This is a genomic window from Kibdelosporangium persicum (genome assembly GCF_013280595.1).
Taxonomy (GTDB): domain Bacteria; phylum Actinomycetota; class Actinomycetes; order Mycobacteriales; family Pseudonocardiaceae; genus Kibdelosporangium; species Kibdelosporangium persicum.
Genome location: NZ_JAAATY010000027.1, coordinates 39,366 through 57,148 on the forward strand (window position 1 = coordinate 39,366; position 17,783 = coordinate 57,148).

Consider the following 17,783-nt stretch of genomic DNA (forward strand, 5'->3'; position numbering starts at 1 on the left):
CGTGCGGGATGTGCCCGTCGAACCACCGGCCTACGTCTACGACCTCGACGAAGTCGGCCGGTCACACGCCATGCTGACGGCCGCGCTGCCGCGACCGTCCCGGCTTTACTACTCCCTCAAGGCCAATCCGCATCCGGCGGTTGTGCGTGCCCTCGCCGAGCGGGGATGCTGGGCGGAGGTCTGCTCACCGGGCGAGCTCGCAGCGGCGGTGCACGCCGGTGTGGCGCCGTCCCGGATTCTCTACACCGGACCGGGGAAGCGGGACGCCGAGGTGGCCGACGCGGTCACCGCCGGTGTCCGGTGGTTCTCCGTCGATTCACCGCAGGGCATCGCGCAGGTCGAGAAGGCCGCCGCGGCCGCGGGCGCGGATGTCGAATGCCTGTTGCGGGTCAACGACGACACACCGGTCACCGGTCAGAGCCTGACGATGACCGGTGTGTCCTCCCAGTTCGGCGCGGATGCCGGCTGGGTGGCGGCGCGACCGGCCGAGTTCACCGGGCCGATCGCCGGTTTCCACCTCTACATGGGCAGCAACCTGACCGAAGAGGACGATCTGGTGACGCAGTTCGCCACGGCGATCGGCACCGCACGCCGGCTCGCCGACATCCTCGCTGTCCCGGTGCGTGTGCTGGATCTCGGTGGCGGTTTCGGCGCGCCTTTCGCCCGTGCGGGTGGTCTGCCGCGGTTCCCGGGACTCGCCGGCCGAGTGGCCTCGTCGCTGGACGACGCGTTTCCGCGGTGGCGGCACGGCGATCCGGTGATCGCCTTCGAATCCGGCCGCTACCTCGTCGGTACGTGCGGCTCGTTGGTCACGCGAGTCGCCGACACGAAACAGTCCCACGGCCGGCCAGTGGTCGTCCTCGAATCCGGCATCAACCACCTGGGCGGCATGTCCGGCCTGCGCAGGCTGCCGCCGATCGTTCCGGACATCGAGGCCGGTGGCGCCCGGACACCCGGTGCGATCGTCGCCGGTCCGCTCTGCACCACCTTGGACACCTGGGCGAGATCGGCGGACGTTCCCGCCGTGCGCCCCGGCGACATCGTGCGTGTGCCGAACGTCGGGGCGTACGGCCTGACCGCGAGCCTTCTGGCGTTTCTCGGACATCCGGCACCCAGCGAGGTGGTGGTGTCCGGCGGCCGGATCGCCGACGTGTCCCGGCTGGCGGTCGTCCGGCGGCCCGTCACGGAAAGGACGTGAGCAGGAATGGACACCGAATTCGTCGCGGTGCTGCGGCCGTACCTGAAGTACGCGGGCGACCGGGAGATCACCGCTGACGCGCGCCTGCGTGACCTCGGCCTCGACTCGATGCGGGCGATCGAGTTGCTGTTCGCGATCGAGGACACCTTCGGCGTGTCCATCCCGGACGAACGGCTGACCGACGAGACGTTCGAGACCGGCCGCAGCCTGTGGTCGGTGGTGGAGGAACTGCGGACATGAGCGACACCGTCGAAGCCGGCCCGGTCGAGCTGACGTGTTCCGTGGCCGGGCAGCACGCGGACAGCACGGACGCCGAGGCGAGGTTCCCGGACGAAGCGCTCACCGCCATGCGGCAGACCGGTTTGCTGGGCCTGATGGCGCCCGCCGAGTTCGGTGGCGGCGACGGGACGCTCACCGACCTGGTGACCACCACGATCGAGCTGGGCAAGGCGGACATGTCCGTCGCGATGATCTTCGCGATGCACTGCCAGCAGGTGGCGACGCTGGCCAGGTACGGCGGCGGGCGGCTGCGGTCCGAGGTACTGCCCGCGGTGGCCGAAGGCAAGATGTACCTGGCGTCGGTCACCACCGAGGCCGGCAAGGGCGGCCACCTGCTGACCTCCGAGTCGCCCGTGGACCAGGCCGGTGACGTGCTCCGGATCGACCGGCGCGCACCGATCGTCACCGGTGGGGCGCACGCTGACGGCTTCCTGATCACCATGGCGATGCCCGGCGCCACCTCGCCAGCTCAGGTCGACCTGCTCTACGCCGCACGCGACCAGGTCACTCTTGAGATACTCGGCGACTGGCAGCCCCTCGGCGCACGCGCGACCGAAAGCCTGCCGATGCGGCTGGTCGGCGCGGTGCCGGAGTGGCAAGTGATCGGCGAGCACGGTGGTTTCCGTGCGGTCGCCGCCGGGTTCTTCGCGCCAGTCGGCCACATCGGCTGGGCGGCCGCGTGGCTCGGTGCGGCGGCAGGCGCGTACAGCCGGGTGCTCGGGTACATCCGCAGCGCCAATGGCCGCAAGCAGTTCGATCCGTCGTCCGAGCTGTTGCTGACCCGGCTGGCCGATGCCCGTGCCCGGCTGGACGTGGTCCATGCCCTGCTCAGGCACACGGTGTCGGTGGTGGAGTCCGCGGCGGAGCTCACCACACCGTCGGTGCAACTGCTGGTCAACGCGCTCAAGACCGAGGCCGCGACCGGGTGTTTCGCGGTGGCGGACATGTTGGTCGAGCTGACCGGGTTGCGGCACGGTTATCTCACCGGCTCGCCGCTGCGCCTGGAACGTACCTTCCGCGACCTGCGGTCGGCCTCGCTGAACTACGGTAACGACCGGTTGCGCCTGGCGAACGGATCGCTCGCGTTGATGGACACCGGGGTCCGCCTTGCCTGACTTCCGGGAACTCGTCACGGCCGCCGCGACGGCGACGGACCGCCGCTCGCTGTGGCGGAACCTCGGCGAGTCCGGTGTGCTCAGGCAAGTCTGTGGCCGATCCGAAGTGGACGAACGGTTGCTCGGCACGCTCCTGGCGGAACTGGACGCAAGGGCGGCCATGAGTGACGTCCTGGCGGTGTGTGTCCAGGTCGCGACTGTCATCCCGTTGCTGCACGGTATGGCGGACGACAGCGGCCTGGTCCGTGCCCTCCTCGCGGACATGCTCAACGGCAAGGCGATCGTCGCGTTGGCGGCCACGGACGCTGAGGTGTCCGGCTCCGCGCTGATGGACATCCGGACGACCGTGAAGTCCACACAGGACAGCGCGGTGCTCGATGGCGGCAAGGAATGGATCACCAACGCGCTCGACGCCGACTACGCACTGGTGCTGGCGAGGCACAGGCAGGCGCGCCACGTCACCAGCTTCCGCTGGGCGCTGGTGCCCATGGACCGGCCAGGTGTGTCGAGCAGACCGAGCGGTTCGGCGTTCCCCGCGGTCGGCCATCTTCGGTTCGACAACGTGCCACTCGGCGGTGAACACCTGGTCGGCAGGCCGGGCCGGGCACTGGCGGAGTTCGCAAGGCAGATCGGAACCGAGCGGCTCGCGGGTGCGTTGTGGGCCCGTGCGCTCACTCGTCGTGTGCTGGTGGGTACGTATGCCTTCTTGACCACGAGGTCCACAGGGGACGGTGTGGTGTGGGACAACGCGGCGGTGCGTGACCGGTTCGCCCGCGGCGTGCTTGAGTGGCGCCGCTTGGCCGTGTTGTGCCGGCGTCCGGCGACGACCGCGGACGGCATGGTGCTGAAGGCGGCATGTGGCCAGAGCGTAGACCGGATTCTCGGCGAATGTGTGGGCCTGCAGGGCGCTGCGGCGTTCCGCGACGGTGGTGTGGCCTCCGTGCGGGACCAGGCGGCGATGTTCGGCATCGCCGGCGGAGCCACCGGCACCATGCTCGCCGGGATCGCCGACCACGCGGAAGAACTGTTGGAGAGTTCGCCATGAAACCGGTGCGAGTGGCTGCCGGCGTCTACGCGATTGCCGGCTCGATGACGGATCTCGCGGACGCGGCACCGCACCCGGCGGACTCGTGGTCCGCCAGAAGGATTCCACGGTGGCGTGTCCGGGAGTACCTGAACGCGCGAATCCTGCTCCGTCGGCTGCTCGCCGAGGTCGCGGACATGGCGGCGGGATCGCCGATCGCGGCGCGGGCCCACGGCGGCCCGTATCTCGTTCGGCGACCAGAGGTCGGTGTCAGCCTGTCGCACACCGGTGAATGGGTGGCGGCGGCCGTCCACCTGACGGGAACAGTCGGGGTGGACACCCACGAACCCGTGCGGGCCGACGACCGGATGGTGCGCCGATGCTGCACGCGCACGGCGCGTGCGCGTCTGGCTCGGCTGCCGGAGCGGGACCGCGCTGTGGAACTCGCGTGGATCTGGTCGGTCCAGGAAGCGTGCGTCAAATCGACCGGTGCCGGTGTCGCCGACCGGCCGTGGACGATCCCGGTCGAGGTCGGCCAGCACACCGGGCGATGGCGAGCGGTCGAGTGGATCGAACTGCGTGGTGAGTGGCCGGTGCCGGTCAGCTGCGCTCACGGTACGCCGACGGCTGGAGGTGGCGCGTGCAAGGACTGAGCTGTTACACCGCGAACCTGCATGCGTATCTGGCAGGGGAGTGGGACGCGGATGCGATGCTCGGCCAGTCCGTCCGGCTCGCGGTCCGTGTCGACCTGCCGGACGGGCAACTCGCGTTCTCCCACCACGATCCGCCACTGGACCGGCTGCCGGACGGAACACGGCTCTGTTACGCCGGTGCGGACGCGGTGCAGCAGGCCCTTCCCGGCGTGATCGGCGAGCTGGCCACGTACGGCCGGGTCCTCGTCGTCGTGGACGCGTCCCGGTTGCCCTGGTCGGTCATCCGTGGCCGGGCACCGACACCGCATTGGCTGCTGATCGACGGACGGCGCAGTGGCCGACACGGTGGTCAATGGCATGTTGTGGACCGCTTCACCGCGCTGATGCCCGCCGGAGAGCAATTGCCGCACGAGGGATGGCTGTCCGACTGGGAACTCCGGGACGCCATGTCGTTGCCGCCACGCTGGGAACCGGAGCAGGAGCAGCGCAACGCGTTGGCGTTCGGCGCACCCGTCCCGGTTCCCGCCACACGCACGTTGTGGTTGCGGCGTCGCCCCGACGACCTCGGTCGCTGTGCTTCGCTGGCCGGCCGCTGGCTGTGCGGCGATGACCAGGTGCTGCCGTTCCTGATGAACTACCTGCTCGACCACAGCTCGGGAATCACCCGGCACCTGGACGACCTGTGGGCCGCGGTCGGCCATCGTGGTTTCGCCTACCGCAGACGGCTTGCCGGCGGGATCACCGGACATGAGCGCGGGGCACTGCGTGCCGCGCTGACCAAGTGGGAGAACCTGCCGCGGATGCTCCGGATCGCGGCTGAGTCCGCCCAGCGTGGCCGGCCCCGCCCGGTGCTTGCCCGAGCGGCCATCGAAGTACTTTCCCGTGCCGAAGAAGGAATCCGGTGAGCATGCTCTACACGTGGTTCACGGACACCGCACGCCGGTTCCCCGACACGACGGCGCTGGAGGTCGGCGGCCATCACCTCACGTACGCGCAACTGAGAGGCCTTGCCGAGCGGGCCGCCAGTGTGGTCGGTGGACGCCGTGTCGGCTTGCACTGCTCGCGCAATGTGAGCGCGTACGTGGGGTATCTGGCGGCGTTGTGCGCAGGCGCGACTGTGGTCCCGCTGAGTCCTGGTGCACCGTTCGCCCGCAACCAGGCCATCTGCCGTGCCGCAAGCGTGGACGTCGTGGTGTCGGAAGATCCGGCGGCCGCGGGTTTGGTGCCGTCAGGGCGTTTCGTGCACATGACCGGTGCGACAGTGACCGGAGCGTCGGTCGCGTGTTCGTCGGCGGCCGACGATGTGGCGTACGTGCTGTTCACGTCGGGGTCGACCGGTCGGCCCAAAGGCGTTCCGATCCGGCAGCACCAGCTGGCCGAGTATCTTCCGTACTGCGTCGACCGCTACCAGGTCGGCCCGGGATGCCGGCTGTCCCAGGCGTTCGACCTCACCTTCGATCCGTCCGTCTTCGACATGTTCGTGGCGTGGACCTCGGGTGCGACCTTGGTCGTGCCCCAACCGGACGAGGTGCTGACGCCGGCCGGATTCGTGGCTGGGCACGGGATCAGCCACTGGTTCTCCGTGCCGTCGGTGATCTCGCTGGCCCGGCGGCTGCGTGGGCTGCGCCCGGGCAGCATGCCGCACCTGCGCTGGGCACTGTTCGCGGGTGAACAGTTGACTCGCGCCCAGGCCGCCGCGTTCGCCTCGGCGGCACCGGGCGCGACTGTCGAGAACCTGTACGGGCCAACGGAGTTGACCATCACCTGTACTGGATACCGGTTGCCGCCTGACCAGGACGCCTGGCCGTTGACCGGTAACGGGACCGTCCCCATTGGACAGCCGTACCCGCACCTTGAGGCGACCGTGGGGCGCGACGGTGAGCTGTGCGTGCGTGGATCGCAACGGTTCGACGGTTATCTCGATCCGGCGGACAACGCCGGGCGGTTCGTCCGGATCGAAAACGGTGTGGCGAGTCCCGTGTCCGGACCACCCGCGCAGACGCACTGGTACCGCACGGGGGATCGGGTTCGCTGGGAAGGGGGTGAACTCGTCCACGTCGGCCGGATCGACGACCAGGTGAAGATCGACGGTCACCGGGTCGAGCCCGCTGAAGTCGAAGCCGGGCTGCGCGCCCTCGACGGCGTCGACGAGGTCGTGGTGATCCCGGTCGACGACCACGGACGGACCACGCTGTGCGCGCTGTACACGGGCGAGTCGCGGCCGGATGTGCCGGAGCGGCTGCGTGACCGGCTCCCCGGTTATCTCGTGCCCGCCGAAATCCGGCACGTACCGAGTTTCCCGGTCACCACGAACGGCAAAATCGACCGCGCGACGCTGCGCCGGATGGTGACACCGAGTTGATTCGCCCTCACCGGTCGAGGAAAAGGCAGAAAGGGTGGCCGATGGGATCGAAATAGACCCTGACGTGCTCCTGGGGCTGGAAGTCCGCCGGCTTCGCGCCCAGTTCGACCGCGTATTGTCCGGCTTTCTCGATATCGTCGACGCCGATATCGAGATGCACCATCATCTGCTGTTCGCCCGCCGTGCTCGGCCACACCGGCGGTACGTAGTCCGGATCTTCGTGAAAGGACAGTCCCGGTCCGCCGTCCGGCGCGGCCAGCTTCACCCACCCCGGCTCGTCCTTCTGCACCGGCCAGCCGAGCAGTCGCTGGTAGAACGCCGCCAAGGACCGCGGATCGGGTGCGCTGAACACCACTCCGGAGACTCTCATCGGAGTCGGGGCCGCCATGGCGCCTCCAGATCGACCGAGCGGGCAGGGCGTGTCGCCATCCGACTGTAACGCCCCTTCTCCGCCGCCGCAGAACGAGAACCGGTGATTCAATCGCTGGTATGAACTCCGGTGCACGAGTCAAACCACAGGAGGAAGACAGGCAGGTCACTACGCGGTAACGTGCTCGAATATCGGGGATTCTCCCAGCGTTTCCCCATTCCTGCCGGGATGGGCCGACGGGTGATCGGGCGAGTCCCGCCGACCATATACCTCGGACGTTCGGGTGCAGCCTATGAGGTTCTATGTCCTGGGGCAGCTTGAAATTGTCACGAGCCGTGGACCCGTGGCCATCCGTGCGAAACGGTTACGCGCGCTGCTCGCCATTCTGTTGCTGAACACGTCCCAGGTGGTTCCGATCGACCGGATCATCGAGGGGATCTGGCCCGACCAGCCGCCGCGTTCGGCGCTGGAGAACGTCCGGACCTACGTCTCGCAGCTGAGACACCTGCTGTGCCTGGCCAACGACCGGGAACGGCTGCAGAGCCACCCGGGCGGCTACCGTTTGCTGGCCGATCCGGAAGAGCTCGACCTGCTCCGGTTCACCACACTGGCCGCGGATGGCAGGCAGGCACTGCACGCCGGTGACCACTCCGGCGCGGCGGTGCTGCTCGGTGAGGCGATCGACCTGTGGCGCGGCGCGCCGTTGCCGGAGCTCGAACTCGGGCCGACGATCCGCGCGAAGACCGTGGCGCTCGAGGAGCAGCGCTGGCAGGTCCAGGTCGACTGGATCACCGCGCGGCTCGCCCTCGGTGAGCACGCCGAAGTCGTCGCTGTGCTCCGTGAACTGATCGGAGAACGGTCGCTGGACGAACGGCTGTGGTGTTGCCTCGTGACCGCGTTGTACGGCATGGGCCGTACCGGCGAGGCCTTGTCCGCGGTCGCCGAAGCACGACAGGTCTTCGTCACCGAACTGGGGATCGAGCCTGGGCCGGAACTGCGCCGGGTGCAGGCCGCGGTGCTCGGTGGTGAGGAGATCCAGGGCAGTCCGAAGCTGGGCGCCGCGCCCGGCACGAGCGGGACACCTCACCAGCTGCCCGCGGGCGGGACAGGGTTCGTGGGCCGCGGGGAGGAACGGGACCGGGTGCGTGAACTGGTGGAGAACCACCAGCATCAGGTGATCCTGTTCTCCGGACCGCCCGGGGTCGGGAAGACCGCCAGCGCGATCGCGGTGTCGACGCAGATCGCCGACGGCTTCCCCGACGGACAGCTCTATGTGGACCTCCGCGGATCCAGCGGGATGCCGTTGGACCCCGCCGATGCCGTCGGCACCTTGCTCGGCGGCCTGGGGGTCACCCCGGAAGCCATGCCGGACAACGCGGAACGGCGCACCACTCTGTACCGGACGCTGCTGGCCGAACGCCGGATGCTGGTCCTGCTCGACGACGCCGCGGACACCGCACAGGTGATGCCGTTGCTGCCCGGCCCTGGCAACAGCCTGGTCATGATGACGAGCCGCAGATGGCTCGCCGGTGTCGAAGCGGCGGCGCACCTGCACCTGGAACCGTTGCGCCACGAGGATGCGCTGGCCATGTTGGCCGGTGTGATCGGGCAGCGGCGGGTGGACGACGAACCGGCGTACGCGGCGCAGATCGTCGAGGCGTGCGGCAGGCTGCCCGCCGCGATCCGGATCATCGCGGCGCGGCTGGCCGCACGGCCGCGGCACTCGCTGCGGGTGCTCGCCGAGCGGTTGTCCGTACCGGACCAAGTGCTGGACGAGTTGACTGTGGACGGTCTGTCCATCCGGCGGTTGTTCGAGGTCAGCTACCAGACTCTGGCACCGCGCACCCGCGCCTGCTTCCGCATGCTCAGCCAGTTCGATCCCCAGCACGTCACCGCGGGCGGTCTCGGTGAGCTGTTGCACGTGCCGGTGCACGAGGCGGATCGGGAACTGGAACGCCTGCTGCACGAGGGACTGCTGAGCCCGGGATCGACCGACGACGGAGTCCCGAACTACCACATGCCGGTCGTGCTGCACACGTTCGCCCACGAACGGTTCACCGCCGAGGGCACCGTGCTGCGGTCGGTGACCGGCATCAACCGCGGTCGCGGCCGGGCCCGCACGTCGGCGAAGCCGCGGATCGACCGACGACTGATCGACACGGAGAGAAGAGGACGCATGAACGCCGAGCAGGAGATCTGCCACCTCATCGAAAACCTGCTGGCAAGCCAGGGCAGGGCGGACGAGCACCTGGTGGTGACGCCGCAGACCTCGCTGGCCGACGACGGCCTTGCCCTCACGTCACTCGAGCTGGTCCGGCTGTTGGTGAGCCTGGAGGAACGGATGGACGTCGAGCTGGACGACGTGGCGATCATGAACGCCAGCTTCGACAACGTCGGGGACATCCTCGCGCTGGTCGGCGCCTCGCGGACGCCGACCGGCCGGGCGGGATGAGCATGACCCTGCCGGAGGCGTGGTACAACGTCCTGCCCGACCTGGATTTCGACCTGCCACCAGACGTGGGCACGGCGCCCGGCGCCCGGTCCCGGCTGTCCGTTCCCGCCACGCTGATCCGTCAGGAGATGAGCGGGCAGCGGTGGCTGGCCATTCCGGACGAGGTGTTGTCCCGATACCGGCAGTGGCGGCCCACGCCACTGCGCCGTGCGCTGGCCTTCGAACGGTCCATCGGGACGCGGTGCCGGATCTACTACAAGTACGAAGGCGGCAACCTCAGCGGCAGCCACAAGCTGAACACCGCTGTGGCGCAGGCGTTCTACTACCGCCGGGCAGGTGTGCGGAGACTGACGGCCGGAACCGGTGCGGGGCAGTGGGGGACCGCGGTCGCCGCGGCGTGTTCCATGTTCGGTCTCGGCTGCGGTGTCTACATGGTCCGGTCGAGTTCCGAGGCCAAGCCGTACCGCCGGACCATGATGGAGTTGCTCGGTGCGACTGTGCGCGCCAGTCCCAGCGAAGCCACCGAGGTCGGGCGTGCCGCCACCGAGCGGGACGGCAACCTGTCGGTCGCGCTCGCCGAGGCTTTGGCGGACGCCGAACAGGAAGGTTCCGCCTTCTGTACCGGGAGCGGCGAGACATACTCCTTGCTGCACCAGACCGTCATCGGGCTTGAGGCACAAGATCAGCTGGCCGAGTCGGGCGATACCGCGGACGTCGTGGTGGCATCGCTCGGCGGCGGCAGCAACTTCGGCGGCCTGACACTGCCGTTCCTCGGTGCGATGGCCAGAGGCGAACGGCCCGTTCGCTGTGTGTCCGTCGAGCCGGAAGCATGTCCGAAGCTCACACGCGGGCAGTACGCCTACGACTTCACTGACGCCTCCGGGCAAACACCGTTGCAGAAGATGTACACGCTCGGCCACTCGTTCAGCCCACCGGCGATGCACGCGGGCGGCCTCCGGTACCACGCGACCAGCAAACTCGTCAGTGCCCTGCGCTATCACGGGATGATCGAGGCAGTCGCCTACCGGCAGCGTGCGGTGTTCGCCAGCGCGGTGAGGTTCGCCGAGACTGAGGGGATACTGCCCGCGCCGGAGAGTGCTCACGCGGTGCACGGTGCGGCCGTTGAGGCCAAACGCGCCGACGAACGCGGGGAATCGGCCTGCATCGTCGTGGGCGTGAGCGGACACGGCTACCTCGATCTCGCCGCGTACCAGGCATTCCACGACGGGACGATGGCGGACACCGCACCGTCCGACGAGCAGATAGCGCAGTCGCTGGCCGCATTGCCGCGCCAGCCCGCAACAACGGCACGTACCGCCGAGTCGCCCGCAGACTGGGTAGCGCGGTGGGTGCGAGAACGTCCGGACGAAATCGCAGTCATCGACGACGCTGACGGGACGGCCAGGACGTGGACGTGGCGTGAACTGTCCACACAGGCCGACCGGTTCGCCGAAGTCCTCGTCGGACTGGGCGTCCGGCCCGACGAACCGGTCGGGCAGTGGTTGCCCAACCGAGGCGAGTCGGCGGTGGCCGCGCTGGCGGTACTGCGCGCCGGAGCAGCGTGCTGCTTCCTGCTGCCGTCGCTCGGGATCAGCGAGATCACCCGATTGCTTGACCAGGCGTCGATCCGCGTGCTCGTTGTGGCATCAGGCGACCAGCGTCGCGCCGCGTTGGCCGCCGGGGTGGAACATGTCATCGTCGTCGGCGAGAACGACGTGCCACATCCTGAGGGCACCGCGAAGCAGCGGCCATGCGGCGATCGGATCGGGCAACTCGCCTTCACGTCCGGCACAACCGGAGAACCGAAACCGGTCCTGCACAAGGTGAGTACGTTGACCACGGCGGCCAGGGCGGTGATCGACCGGATGGGGATCACCGCGGCGGACCGCGTGTTCGTGCCGTGTCCCATCGCACACCACAGTGGATTCCTGTACGGCATGGTGCTGGCGTGGATCGCCGGCTGTGCACAGCTCTATCAGGGAAAGTGGGACGTTCGCCGCGCGTTCGCGGTGCTCGACCGGCACGCCGGCACGTTCGCCCAGCTGGCGCCGCCGATGGTGGTGGACATGCTGGCCGAGGTCGATCACGGTTCACGGCCGCCGCGGAGCCTGCGTGCCTGCGTGGTCACCGGCGCGCCGGTACCCGACAGGGTGGCCGCCCGAGCCAACCGGGAACTGGATGCGACGGTCTGCCGGGCCTGGGGCAGCACTGAGACGTGCATGGCCACATTGTCCGATCCGGACGATCCGGCCGATGTGTCGTCCGCTACGGACGGAAAGCCGCTCGCCGGTGTCCATGTCCGGATCGCCCGGCCGGATGGCGGACCGCCGGTACGCGGAACCGAAGGGATTGTGGAGGTCCGTACTCCATGCCTGTTCGCCGGATACGGTCTCGGCCCGGCGTTCGACCGGTCGGCGTTCACCGCCGACGGCTGGTACCGGACGGGTGATCTCGGCGTTCTCGACGAGGCCGGACGACTGCGTGTCACCGGGCGACTGGGCGACGTCGTCAACCGCGGTGGCCAGAAGGTCCCGGTGACGATGGTGGAAGGACTGCTGGCCGGCCACGTTTCGGTCGCGGACGTGGCCATCACCGGGATGCGCGACGCCCGGCTCGGCGAGCGGGCCTGCGCGTTCGTCGTCCTGCGGCCCGGCACCCGGCTCACCCTCGCCGACGTCCAGCGGTACCTCGACGCGCGCGGTGTGACCAGGCACTACTGGCCGGAACGGCTGGAGGTGCTCGACCGGCTGCCGCGCAACGAAGCCGGCAAGGTGCGCAAACTCGTGCTGCGCCGGTCCGTCGAACACCCCGCGCTCGGGTTACTGGGAGAGGAGAGCGGCAGCAATGCTCGATGAACGCGACATCGTGGAGATGCTCCAACTCAGAGGTTCCGACCAGGAGCAGTTGTTCGCGGCCGCGCGGGACAAGCGGCACGAGGTCTTCGGTGACGAGGTGGTCGTCCGAGGCGTCACCGAGATCGCCAACCACTGCCGGGTGAACTGCCAGTTCTGCCCGATGCGGCGGGAGAACACCCGGCACAACGAAGGCTTCCGGCTGACCGTGGACGACCTGGTCGACGCGGGCAGGACGGTGCACGCCAACGACATCAACGTGGTGTTCTTCCAAGGCGGCGAGATACCGCAGACCACGCGCGTGGTCGGCGAGGCACTGCCGAAGATCCATGACCTGTACCACGGCGACGTGGAGATCCTGCTGAATCTCGGCAACAAGTCCCACGACGAGTACGCGTACCTGCGCGACCAGGGTGCGACGAGCTACATCATCAAACACGAGACCAGCGACCCCGGCCTGAACGAGCGGATGCGGTTCGAGACGCTGGAATCACGGCTGGACTGCATGCGGGACCTGCTGGATCTGGGCTACTGGGTGGGAACCGGTGCGATCGTCGGCCTGCCGGGGCAAAGCCTGGCCAGCATCGCCCGCGACATCCTGCTTGCCAGGGACATCGGGGCGCACATGTGCAGCATGTCGCCGTTCGTCCCCGCGCCGGACACGCCGCTGGCCGGCCAGCCGCCCGGCGACGTCGAGGTGACGTTGAACGCGCTCGCGGCCAGCAGGCTGGTCGAGCCGAACTGGCTCATCCCGTCGGTCAGCGCGCTGGCCAAGAACCAGAAAGGCGGCCAGTACCGTGGTTTCGCCGCGGGCGCGAACGTGATGACGGTGAACTTCACGCCGACCGAGCAACGCGACCGTTACCTGATCTACGGCAAGGATCGGTTCGTCGTGCGCCGCGACTACGCGACGGGCCTGATCGCCAGTACCGGCCTCAGGCCGCGCAAGTCGGTCTTCGCGGGCCGGACACCCGCGCGCCGCAAGGAGTTCATTCCGTGACCGTCGACTCGCCGGCATCGATAGTGCCCACCCAGGAGATGCAGTGGGAGTTGATGTACGCGCTGTCCCCGTCAGATCCTGGCGCGTCCCGGGTGCTGATCGTGGACAACCGGTATCTCGACGGCCCACTTGACCGCAAGGCGATGACGGCCGCGTTCGACGACGTGATCGCTCGTCAGGACGCGCTCAGGCTCACCTTCACCACGGTGGCACCGGACCCGGCCGTCGTCGTCAACGACCGGATCGACCCGCCGGTGGAGTTCCTTGACCTGTCCGGCTGGACGGAAACCGCCCAGTCCGACCGGGTACAGGAACTCGCGTACCAGGAGAACCGGCGCCGGTTCGACCTCGGCGGGCCGTTGTGGCACGCGTGGGTGGTCCGGCTCAGCGAGGTGACCTGCCTGGTGAACGTGTCGTTCTCGCACGTGATCGCCGACGGTGCGGCGTGCGACGTGTTCATGCACGACCTGTTGACGGCGTACCAGGCGCGCACCGGGGACGGTCCAGGATGGACAAGCGATGCCCCGTCGTTCGCCGAGATCCACACCATCCAGTCGCGCCGGTTCGAGGCACGGGCCGATCGCGTGGCCCATTGGCGGGCGAACCTGGCTCCGGTGCCGCAGAATCCCGTCTTCACCCGTTCCGCACCACCGGACGCGGACCTGCTCGGCCGTGCGCGGGTCGGGTTCGAACTGCCGACGCCGACCGCGACCGAACTCCGGCGGATCGCTTGGCGTGCTTCCACAACGCCGTTCGTCGTGGTGCTCACCGCGTACCACGTCCTGTTGTCCCTGTTGGGGCACAAGGAACGGACGGTGATCGCGAGCGGGACGTTGGCGCGGCCGACGAAGGCGGAGAGGCGCTCGGTCATGCAGTTCGTGACCGACACGTACGTCTGCGTCGACACACCGGATGGCGCGGCCTTGCGGGATGTGGTCGGCAACGCGCACCGGTCGATGTCCGAGGGTGTCGAGAACCTGTTGTCCTACAAGACGATCGCCCGGGCGGTGAATCCACGGTTCGACTCGGCCCGGCCGTGGGCCGACTACCACCTGTGTGACGGACACTTCTACTCCGGCGCGTCCTACCGTCCAGCGTCCGAGGATTCCCGGTTGCGGCTGCGTCATGCCTACATCCCGGGGCGTCCGCCCGCCGAACAGTCGTCGGACCTGGTGGCCGGTGCGCTGCCCGCGGATTTGTTCGAGGCGTGGGACGCATGGTGCGGTCCCAGTGTGGCGATGGGCAATCCTCGCAACGGTGGTGTGTTGCTCTACAACGATCAGGTCTACCCGACCGAGGTGATGCGCGGACTCGTGGACACCTACCTGTGGATCGTCGAGGCACTCGCGTGGTCTCCGCAGACCAAGGTGGGCGATCTGCGTGAGGAGTACGAACGTGATCGAAGGCTGGGAACATGACGGGCCTCGCCCCGGTGATGACCCGTGAGGGCGCGGTGGGCTGGCGCGACATCCCGTTGGACGGCATGACCTGCTACCACCGCGGCGTCGAAGCCGTTCTGCGAGGCGGCGGCATGTCAGCGGACGAGATCGTCGCCGAGATGAGCGGCCCGATCACCACTCGCTTCCATCGCGACGGCAGGCCACAACTGCGCATGCGCACCGCCACCGCACGCTGGATGAGCGCGCCGAACGGCGGCAGCCGCTGGGATGTGGTCGAAACACGGCTGGCGGCCGGTCGTCCGATCCTGATCTGGCCGGACGGGTACTTCTGGCCCGGCGACCCGTACGAAGGCCGTCGGCACATCCACCACCACGCGGTGCTGGCGACCGGAATCGACGGAGGCACGTTGCGGTTTCTCGACGTCGACGCGGACGAAGCGGGCGGCTTCCGTGGCGAGGTACCGGTGACCGAGCAGACCAGACGGGCCTGCACGCGGGTGCTCGACCTGGACCTGTCAAGACCTCGTCGACCACTACGGCCGGTCGACGTCCGCAGAACCATCACGGCGTCCGCCAGGCCGCTTGGCCGGCTCGCCAGGGCCACAGCCGATCTCGCCCAGTGGTGGGCAGCGGGTCCTACCCGTCGGTTGGCGCACGCGGTCGACTTGTTCGCACTGGGCGACGTTCAGCCGCAGGTGTACCTGTTCGCGGCGTTGTGTGAGCGATATGGCCATTCGGACCTGGCGGCGCTGGGCTACCAGACGGCCGCGACCGCGAAGAAGATCAGCTTGTTGCTCTTCGCGCTGCACCGCTACAAACCGATCGCGCCGTACGACTTGTGTCTCGGCGACATCGAGTCGCTTGCCGTGCGACTGGAAGCGATGTGGCGGGCGGCCAGCCCTGGTGAGGGCGACGACGACACTACGCACAGCAGCGCCTGGTTGTGGCGGCGATTGGACGCGTTGTCCATGTGGCACTTCAACTCCAGCATCGGCAGATGTCCGGAGTCGGTCACCGTGCGCGCTTCCTGAGAAACGGTATGGTTCGAGTGGTGAGCGAGAAACTGTCCTGGCGACAGGCGCTTGCCTGGCGCATGCGCAGGCACCATTTGGTGGAACCGGCGCGTGACGCGGTCACGGTCGCGAGCACGCTCTGCGGGCTGCACGCGCAGGTGATGTCGTCCGCCGAGCTGAGCTTGTGGGCACGAACCGACACATTGCCGCGCAACGCGTTGGCCGACGCCTTGTGGGAACGCCGCACGCTCGTGAAGCTCTGGGCCGCGCGTGGCACGCTCCACATTCTGCCGTCGTCGGAATTGGGCCTGTGGCTGGCCGCACTCGGCACGCAGACGAAGTTCGGCAACGTGGGCAATGCGAAGATCGACAAGCTGGTCGACGTGATCAGTGCGGCGCTCGACGACAAGGTGCTGACACGCACCGAACTGGCCTCGGCTGCCGAGCGGATCAGCGGCGATCCGGCGCACGCCGAATGGATCGGGTCCAGCTGGGGTTCGTACCTGAAAGCCGCGTCGTTCCGGGGAAAGATCTGCTTCGCGAAGGGCGACGGCACTCAGGTCAGGTTCGCCGCGCCGGATACGTGGCTGCGCGAGCCGATTCGCCGTCCGCCCGCGCAGGACGCGCTCCGCGAGATCACCCGGAAGTTCCTCGCCGCCTACGCGCCCGCGACGCCGGAGGACCTCACGCGGTGGTGGCTGGGGCCGCCGGTGCCGACGCGCGGTCACAAGTTGATCGCGGCGTTGGGAAAGGACGCGGTGGAAGTCGATGTGGAGGGTCACCGGGCGTGGGTGCTCGCTTCGGATCTGGCCGACATCCGCGCCGCGGCAGCTCCGGGCACCGCCTGCCTGCTTCCGGCGTTCGACCCGTGGGTGATCGGGATGAGCCGCCGGCCGCCGTTGCTGGACCCGAGACATCGGGACGAGGTGTTCCGCAAGCAGGGCTGGATCTCGCCGGTGCTGGTGGTCAACGGACGGATCGCCGGCGTGTGGCGGCACGAGGGGACCGGCGACCGGGTGAGCGTGGAGCTGCGCCCGTTCGGCCGCTTGCCGGCCTGGGCAGGCCGGCGACTGCGGGCGCGAGCGGAACAGGTGCGTGATTTCCTCGCGGGCGCTCAGGATCGGCTGTAGACCACCGGGAAGTAGTCGTCGAAGTCGATCGGGTCGCCGACCTTGATCGTGGCCAGGATCTCGTTGGGCAGGATGTTGGGCGTGCCGTTGTACGTCGCGCCACACGGCATCCACGAGATGGCGAAGGCGGGGCGTGGCCGCGGCGTCATGTTCGCGCACGAGGCGTGCGCGGTGTCTCCGTTGTGGACGATCATGGCACCGGCGCGCACCGGGCAGGCCGCCGGTTCGGCGTTCTCCCATTTCGGGTTCAGGTGCTTGAGGCTGTCTATCCGCATGCCGCCCTTGGTGCGCATCCGGGCCTTGTGGCTGCCGGGGATGTAGTGCATGCAGCCGTTGCTCAGGTCGCAGTCCACCAGTGCGAACCAGAACGTGGACGCGGACGAGTGGGTGAAGGAGAACGCGGGGGTGTCCATGTGCCAGCCGGTCGGCTCGCCCCATGCCGGTTTGAACATCGTCTGGTCGTGCCACAGCCGGACGCCGTCGACGTCGCCGAGCACGGCCGCGATCCGGCCAAGCCGGGGGTCCAGGCTGAACTTGCGCACCTGCTCGTCGGTCTGCCAGAGGTTGACGTGCTGCGACAGCACCCGCGTCCACGATCGACGGTGCTTGAGAAACGCGTCACGCAGCCGTTTGCGATCGGCCGGCTGGGACACGTTCAGGCTCTCACCACCACCGGTGGTGGTCTCGTTCGCCATCCGCGCCTCACCACGGTTCTCCACCGCCGCCGTGAGATTCAGGTGCAACCTGTCGACTTCGGCGCCGTCGAGGAAGTCCTCGATGACGAGGTAACCGTTCTCCTGGTAGAACTCGATCTGTTCGTCGGTCAGCTCGTCGCGCATGGCCGCTCTCCCAACCTGTGTTGTGCGCCGATCACTGAGGGACACGCGTGTGCGTCATGACCACGACAATGTCGCTAAGGCATACAGTCCACCTAC

15 protein-coding genes are annotated in these 17,783 nt (G+C 68.5%); 13 read left to right on the top strand and 2 right to left on the bottom strand.

Annotation, left to right across the window (positions count from 1 at the left end; translation table 11 throughout):
- Nucleotide 1: 1 nt before the first annotated feature.
- The 7 genes from GC106_RS35310 to GC106_RS35340 are packed head-to-tail and all read left to right on the top strand — an operon-like array spanning nucleotide 2 to nucleotide 6,631.
- Complete coding sequence (locus tag GC106_RS35310; protein ID WP_376777799.1) at nucleotides 2-1,198, top strand: type III PLP-dependent enzyme domain-containing protein; 1,197 nt, start codon at nucleotides 2-4, stop codon at nucleotides 1,196-1,198.
- Between the two features lie 6 nt (nucleotides 1,199-1,204).
- Nucleotides 1,205-1,438, top strand: a complete 234-nt coding sequence (locus GC106_RS35315; protein WP_173139584.1) for a phosphopantetheine-binding protein — start codon at nucleotides 1,205-1,207, stop codon at nucleotides 1,436-1,438.
- Nucleotides 1,435-2,592, top strand: a complete 1,158-nt coding sequence (locus tag GC106_RS35320; RefSeq protein WP_173139586.1) for an acyl-CoA dehydrogenase family protein — start codon at nucleotides 1,435-1,437, stop codon at nucleotides 2,590-2,592. The genes GC106_RS35315 and GC106_RS35320 overlap by 4 nt, the downstream gene beginning before the upstream one ends.
- Nucleotides 2,585-3,637 carry an acyl-CoA dehydrogenase family protein gene (locus GC106_RS35325; protein WP_173139588.1) on the top strand — a complete coding sequence of 351 codons (1,053 nt, stop codon included), beginning with the start codon at nucleotides 2,585-2,587 and terminating at the stop codon, nucleotides 3,635-3,637. The genes GC106_RS35320 and GC106_RS35325 overlap by 8 nt, the downstream gene beginning before the upstream one ends.
- Nucleotides 3,634-4,269, top strand: coding sequence for a 4'-phosphopantetheinyl transferase family protein (locus GC106_RS35330; RefSeq protein WP_217281380.1), 636 nt, complete (start codon nucleotides 3,634-3,636; stop codon nucleotides 4,267-4,269). Before GC106_RS35325 ends, GC106_RS35330 begins: the two co-directional genes overlap by 4 nt.
- Nucleotides 4,257-5,174: a hypothetical protein gene (locus GC106_RS35335; RefSeq protein WP_173139590.1), complete on the top strand. Its 918-nt coding sequence runs from the start codon at nucleotides 4,257-4,259 to the stop codon at nucleotides 5,172-5,174. Before GC106_RS35330 ends, GC106_RS35335 begins: the two co-directional genes overlap by 13 nt.
- A gap of 2 nt (nucleotides 5,175-5,176) precedes the next feature.
- Complete coding sequence (locus GC106_RS35340; protein WP_173139692.1) at nucleotides 5,177-6,631, top strand: AMP-binding protein; 1,455 nt, start codon at nucleotides 5,177-5,179, stop codon at nucleotides 6,629-6,631.
- Between the two features lie 7 nt (nucleotides 6,632-6,638).
- Here GC106_RS35340 and GC106_RS35345 read toward each other — a convergent pair whose 3' ends face one another.
- Nucleotides 6,639-7,019 (bottom strand): VOC family protein, encoded by a 381-nt coding sequence (locus GC106_RS35345; protein ID WP_246367519.1) that lies wholly within the window; start codon nucleotides 7,017-7,019, stop codon nucleotides 6,639-6,641.
- Between the two features lie 325 nt (nucleotides 7,020-7,344).
- Between GC106_RS35345 and GC106_RS35350 the strand changes: the two genes are divergently transcribed.
- The 6 genes from GC106_RS35350 to GC106_RS35375 are packed head-to-tail and all read left to right on the top strand — an operon-like array spanning nucleotide 7,345 to nucleotide 16,848.
- Nucleotides 7,345-9,453 carry a BTAD domain-containing putative transcriptional regulator gene (locus GC106_RS35350; RefSeq protein ID WP_173139592.1) on the top strand — a complete coding sequence of 703 codons (2,109 nt, stop codon included), beginning with the start codon at nucleotides 7,345-7,347 and terminating at the stop codon, nucleotides 9,451-9,453.
- 2 nt (nucleotides 9,454-9,455) lie between these two features.
- Nucleotides 9,456-12,308 (top strand): TrpB-like pyridoxal phosphate-dependent enzyme, encoded by a 2,853-nt coding sequence (locus tag GC106_RS35355; protein WP_246367521.1) that lies wholly within the window; start codon nucleotides 9,456-9,458, stop codon nucleotides 12,306-12,308.
- Nucleotides 12,298-13,305 (top strand): biotin synthase BioB, encoded by a 1,008-nt coding sequence (locus tag GC106_RS35360; protein ID WP_173139596.1) that lies wholly within the window; start codon nucleotides 12,298-12,300, stop codon nucleotides 13,303-13,305. Before GC106_RS35355 ends, GC106_RS35360 begins: the two co-directional genes overlap by 11 nt.
- A complete protein-coding gene (locus tag GC106_RS35365) occupies nucleotides 13,302-14,723 on the top strand; it encodes a condensation domain-containing protein (protein WP_173139598.1) in 1,422 nt (473 codons plus the stop codon). Before GC106_RS35360 ends, GC106_RS35365 begins: the two co-directional genes overlap by 4 nt.
- Nucleotides 14,720-15,736, top strand: coding sequence for a hypothetical protein (locus tag GC106_RS35370; protein ID WP_173139600.1), 1,017 nt, complete (start codon nucleotides 14,720-14,722; stop codon nucleotides 15,734-15,736). The genes GC106_RS35365 and GC106_RS35370 overlap by 4 nt, the downstream gene beginning before the upstream one ends.
- 20 nt (nucleotides 15,737-15,756) lie before the next feature.
- Nucleotides 15,757-16,848, top strand: a complete 1,092-nt coding sequence (locus GC106_RS35375; RefSeq protein WP_173139602.1) for a winged helix DNA-binding domain-containing protein — start codon at nucleotides 15,757-15,759, stop codon at nucleotides 16,846-16,848.
- On the opposite strand, the gene GC106_RS35380 is transcribed toward GC106_RS35375, so the two are convergent.
- Nucleotides 16,833-17,687, bottom strand: coding sequence for a phytanoyl-CoA dioxygenase family protein (locus GC106_RS35380; protein ID WP_173139604.1), 855 nt, complete (start codon nucleotides 17,685-17,687; stop codon nucleotides 16,833-16,835). The genes GC106_RS35375 and GC106_RS35380 overlap by 16 nt on opposite strands.
- Nucleotides 17,688-17,783 lie beyond the last annotated feature (96 nt).

What these genes read in the sequence shown, in the direction of transcription:
- GC106_RS35355 (WP_246367521.1), top strand. Translation starts at nt 9,456, where the DNA reads ATGACCCTGCCGGAGGCGTGGTACAACGTCCTGCCCGACCTGGATTTC.
- GC106_RS35330 (WP_217281380.1), top strand. Translation starts at nt 3,634, where the DNA reads ATGAAACCGGTGCGAGTGGCTGCCGGCGTCTACGCGATTGCCGGCTCG.
- GC106_RS35380 (WP_173139604.1), bottom strand. Translation starts at nt 17,687, where the DNA reads ATGCGCGACGAGCTGACCGACGAACAGATCGAGTTCTACCAGGAGAAC.
- GC106_RS35345 (WP_246367519.1), bottom strand. Translation starts at nt 7,019, where the DNA reads ATGGCGGCCCCGACTCCGATGAGAGTCTCCGGAGTGGTGTTCAGCGCA.
- GC106_RS35320 (WP_173139586.1), top strand. Translation starts at nt 1,435, where the DNA reads ATGAGCGACACCGTCGAAGCCGGCCCGGTCGAGCTGACGTGTTCCGTG.
- GC106_RS35340 (WP_173139692.1), top strand. Translation starts at nt 5,177, where the DNA reads ATGCTCTACACGTGGTTCACGGACACCGCACGCCGGTTCCCCGACACG.
- GC106_RS35315 (WP_173139584.1), top strand. Translation starts at nt 1,205, where the DNA reads ATGGACACCGAATTCGTCGCGGTGCTGCGGCCGTACCTGAAGTACGCG.
- GC106_RS35360 (WP_173139596.1), top strand. Translation starts at nt 12,298, where the DNA reads ATGCTCGATGAACGCGACATCGTGGAGATGCTCCAACTCAGAGGTTCC.
- GC106_RS35370 (WP_173139600.1), top strand. Translation starts at nt 14,720, where the DNA reads ATGACGGGCCTCGCCCCGGTGATGACCCGTGAGGGCGCGGTGGGCTGG.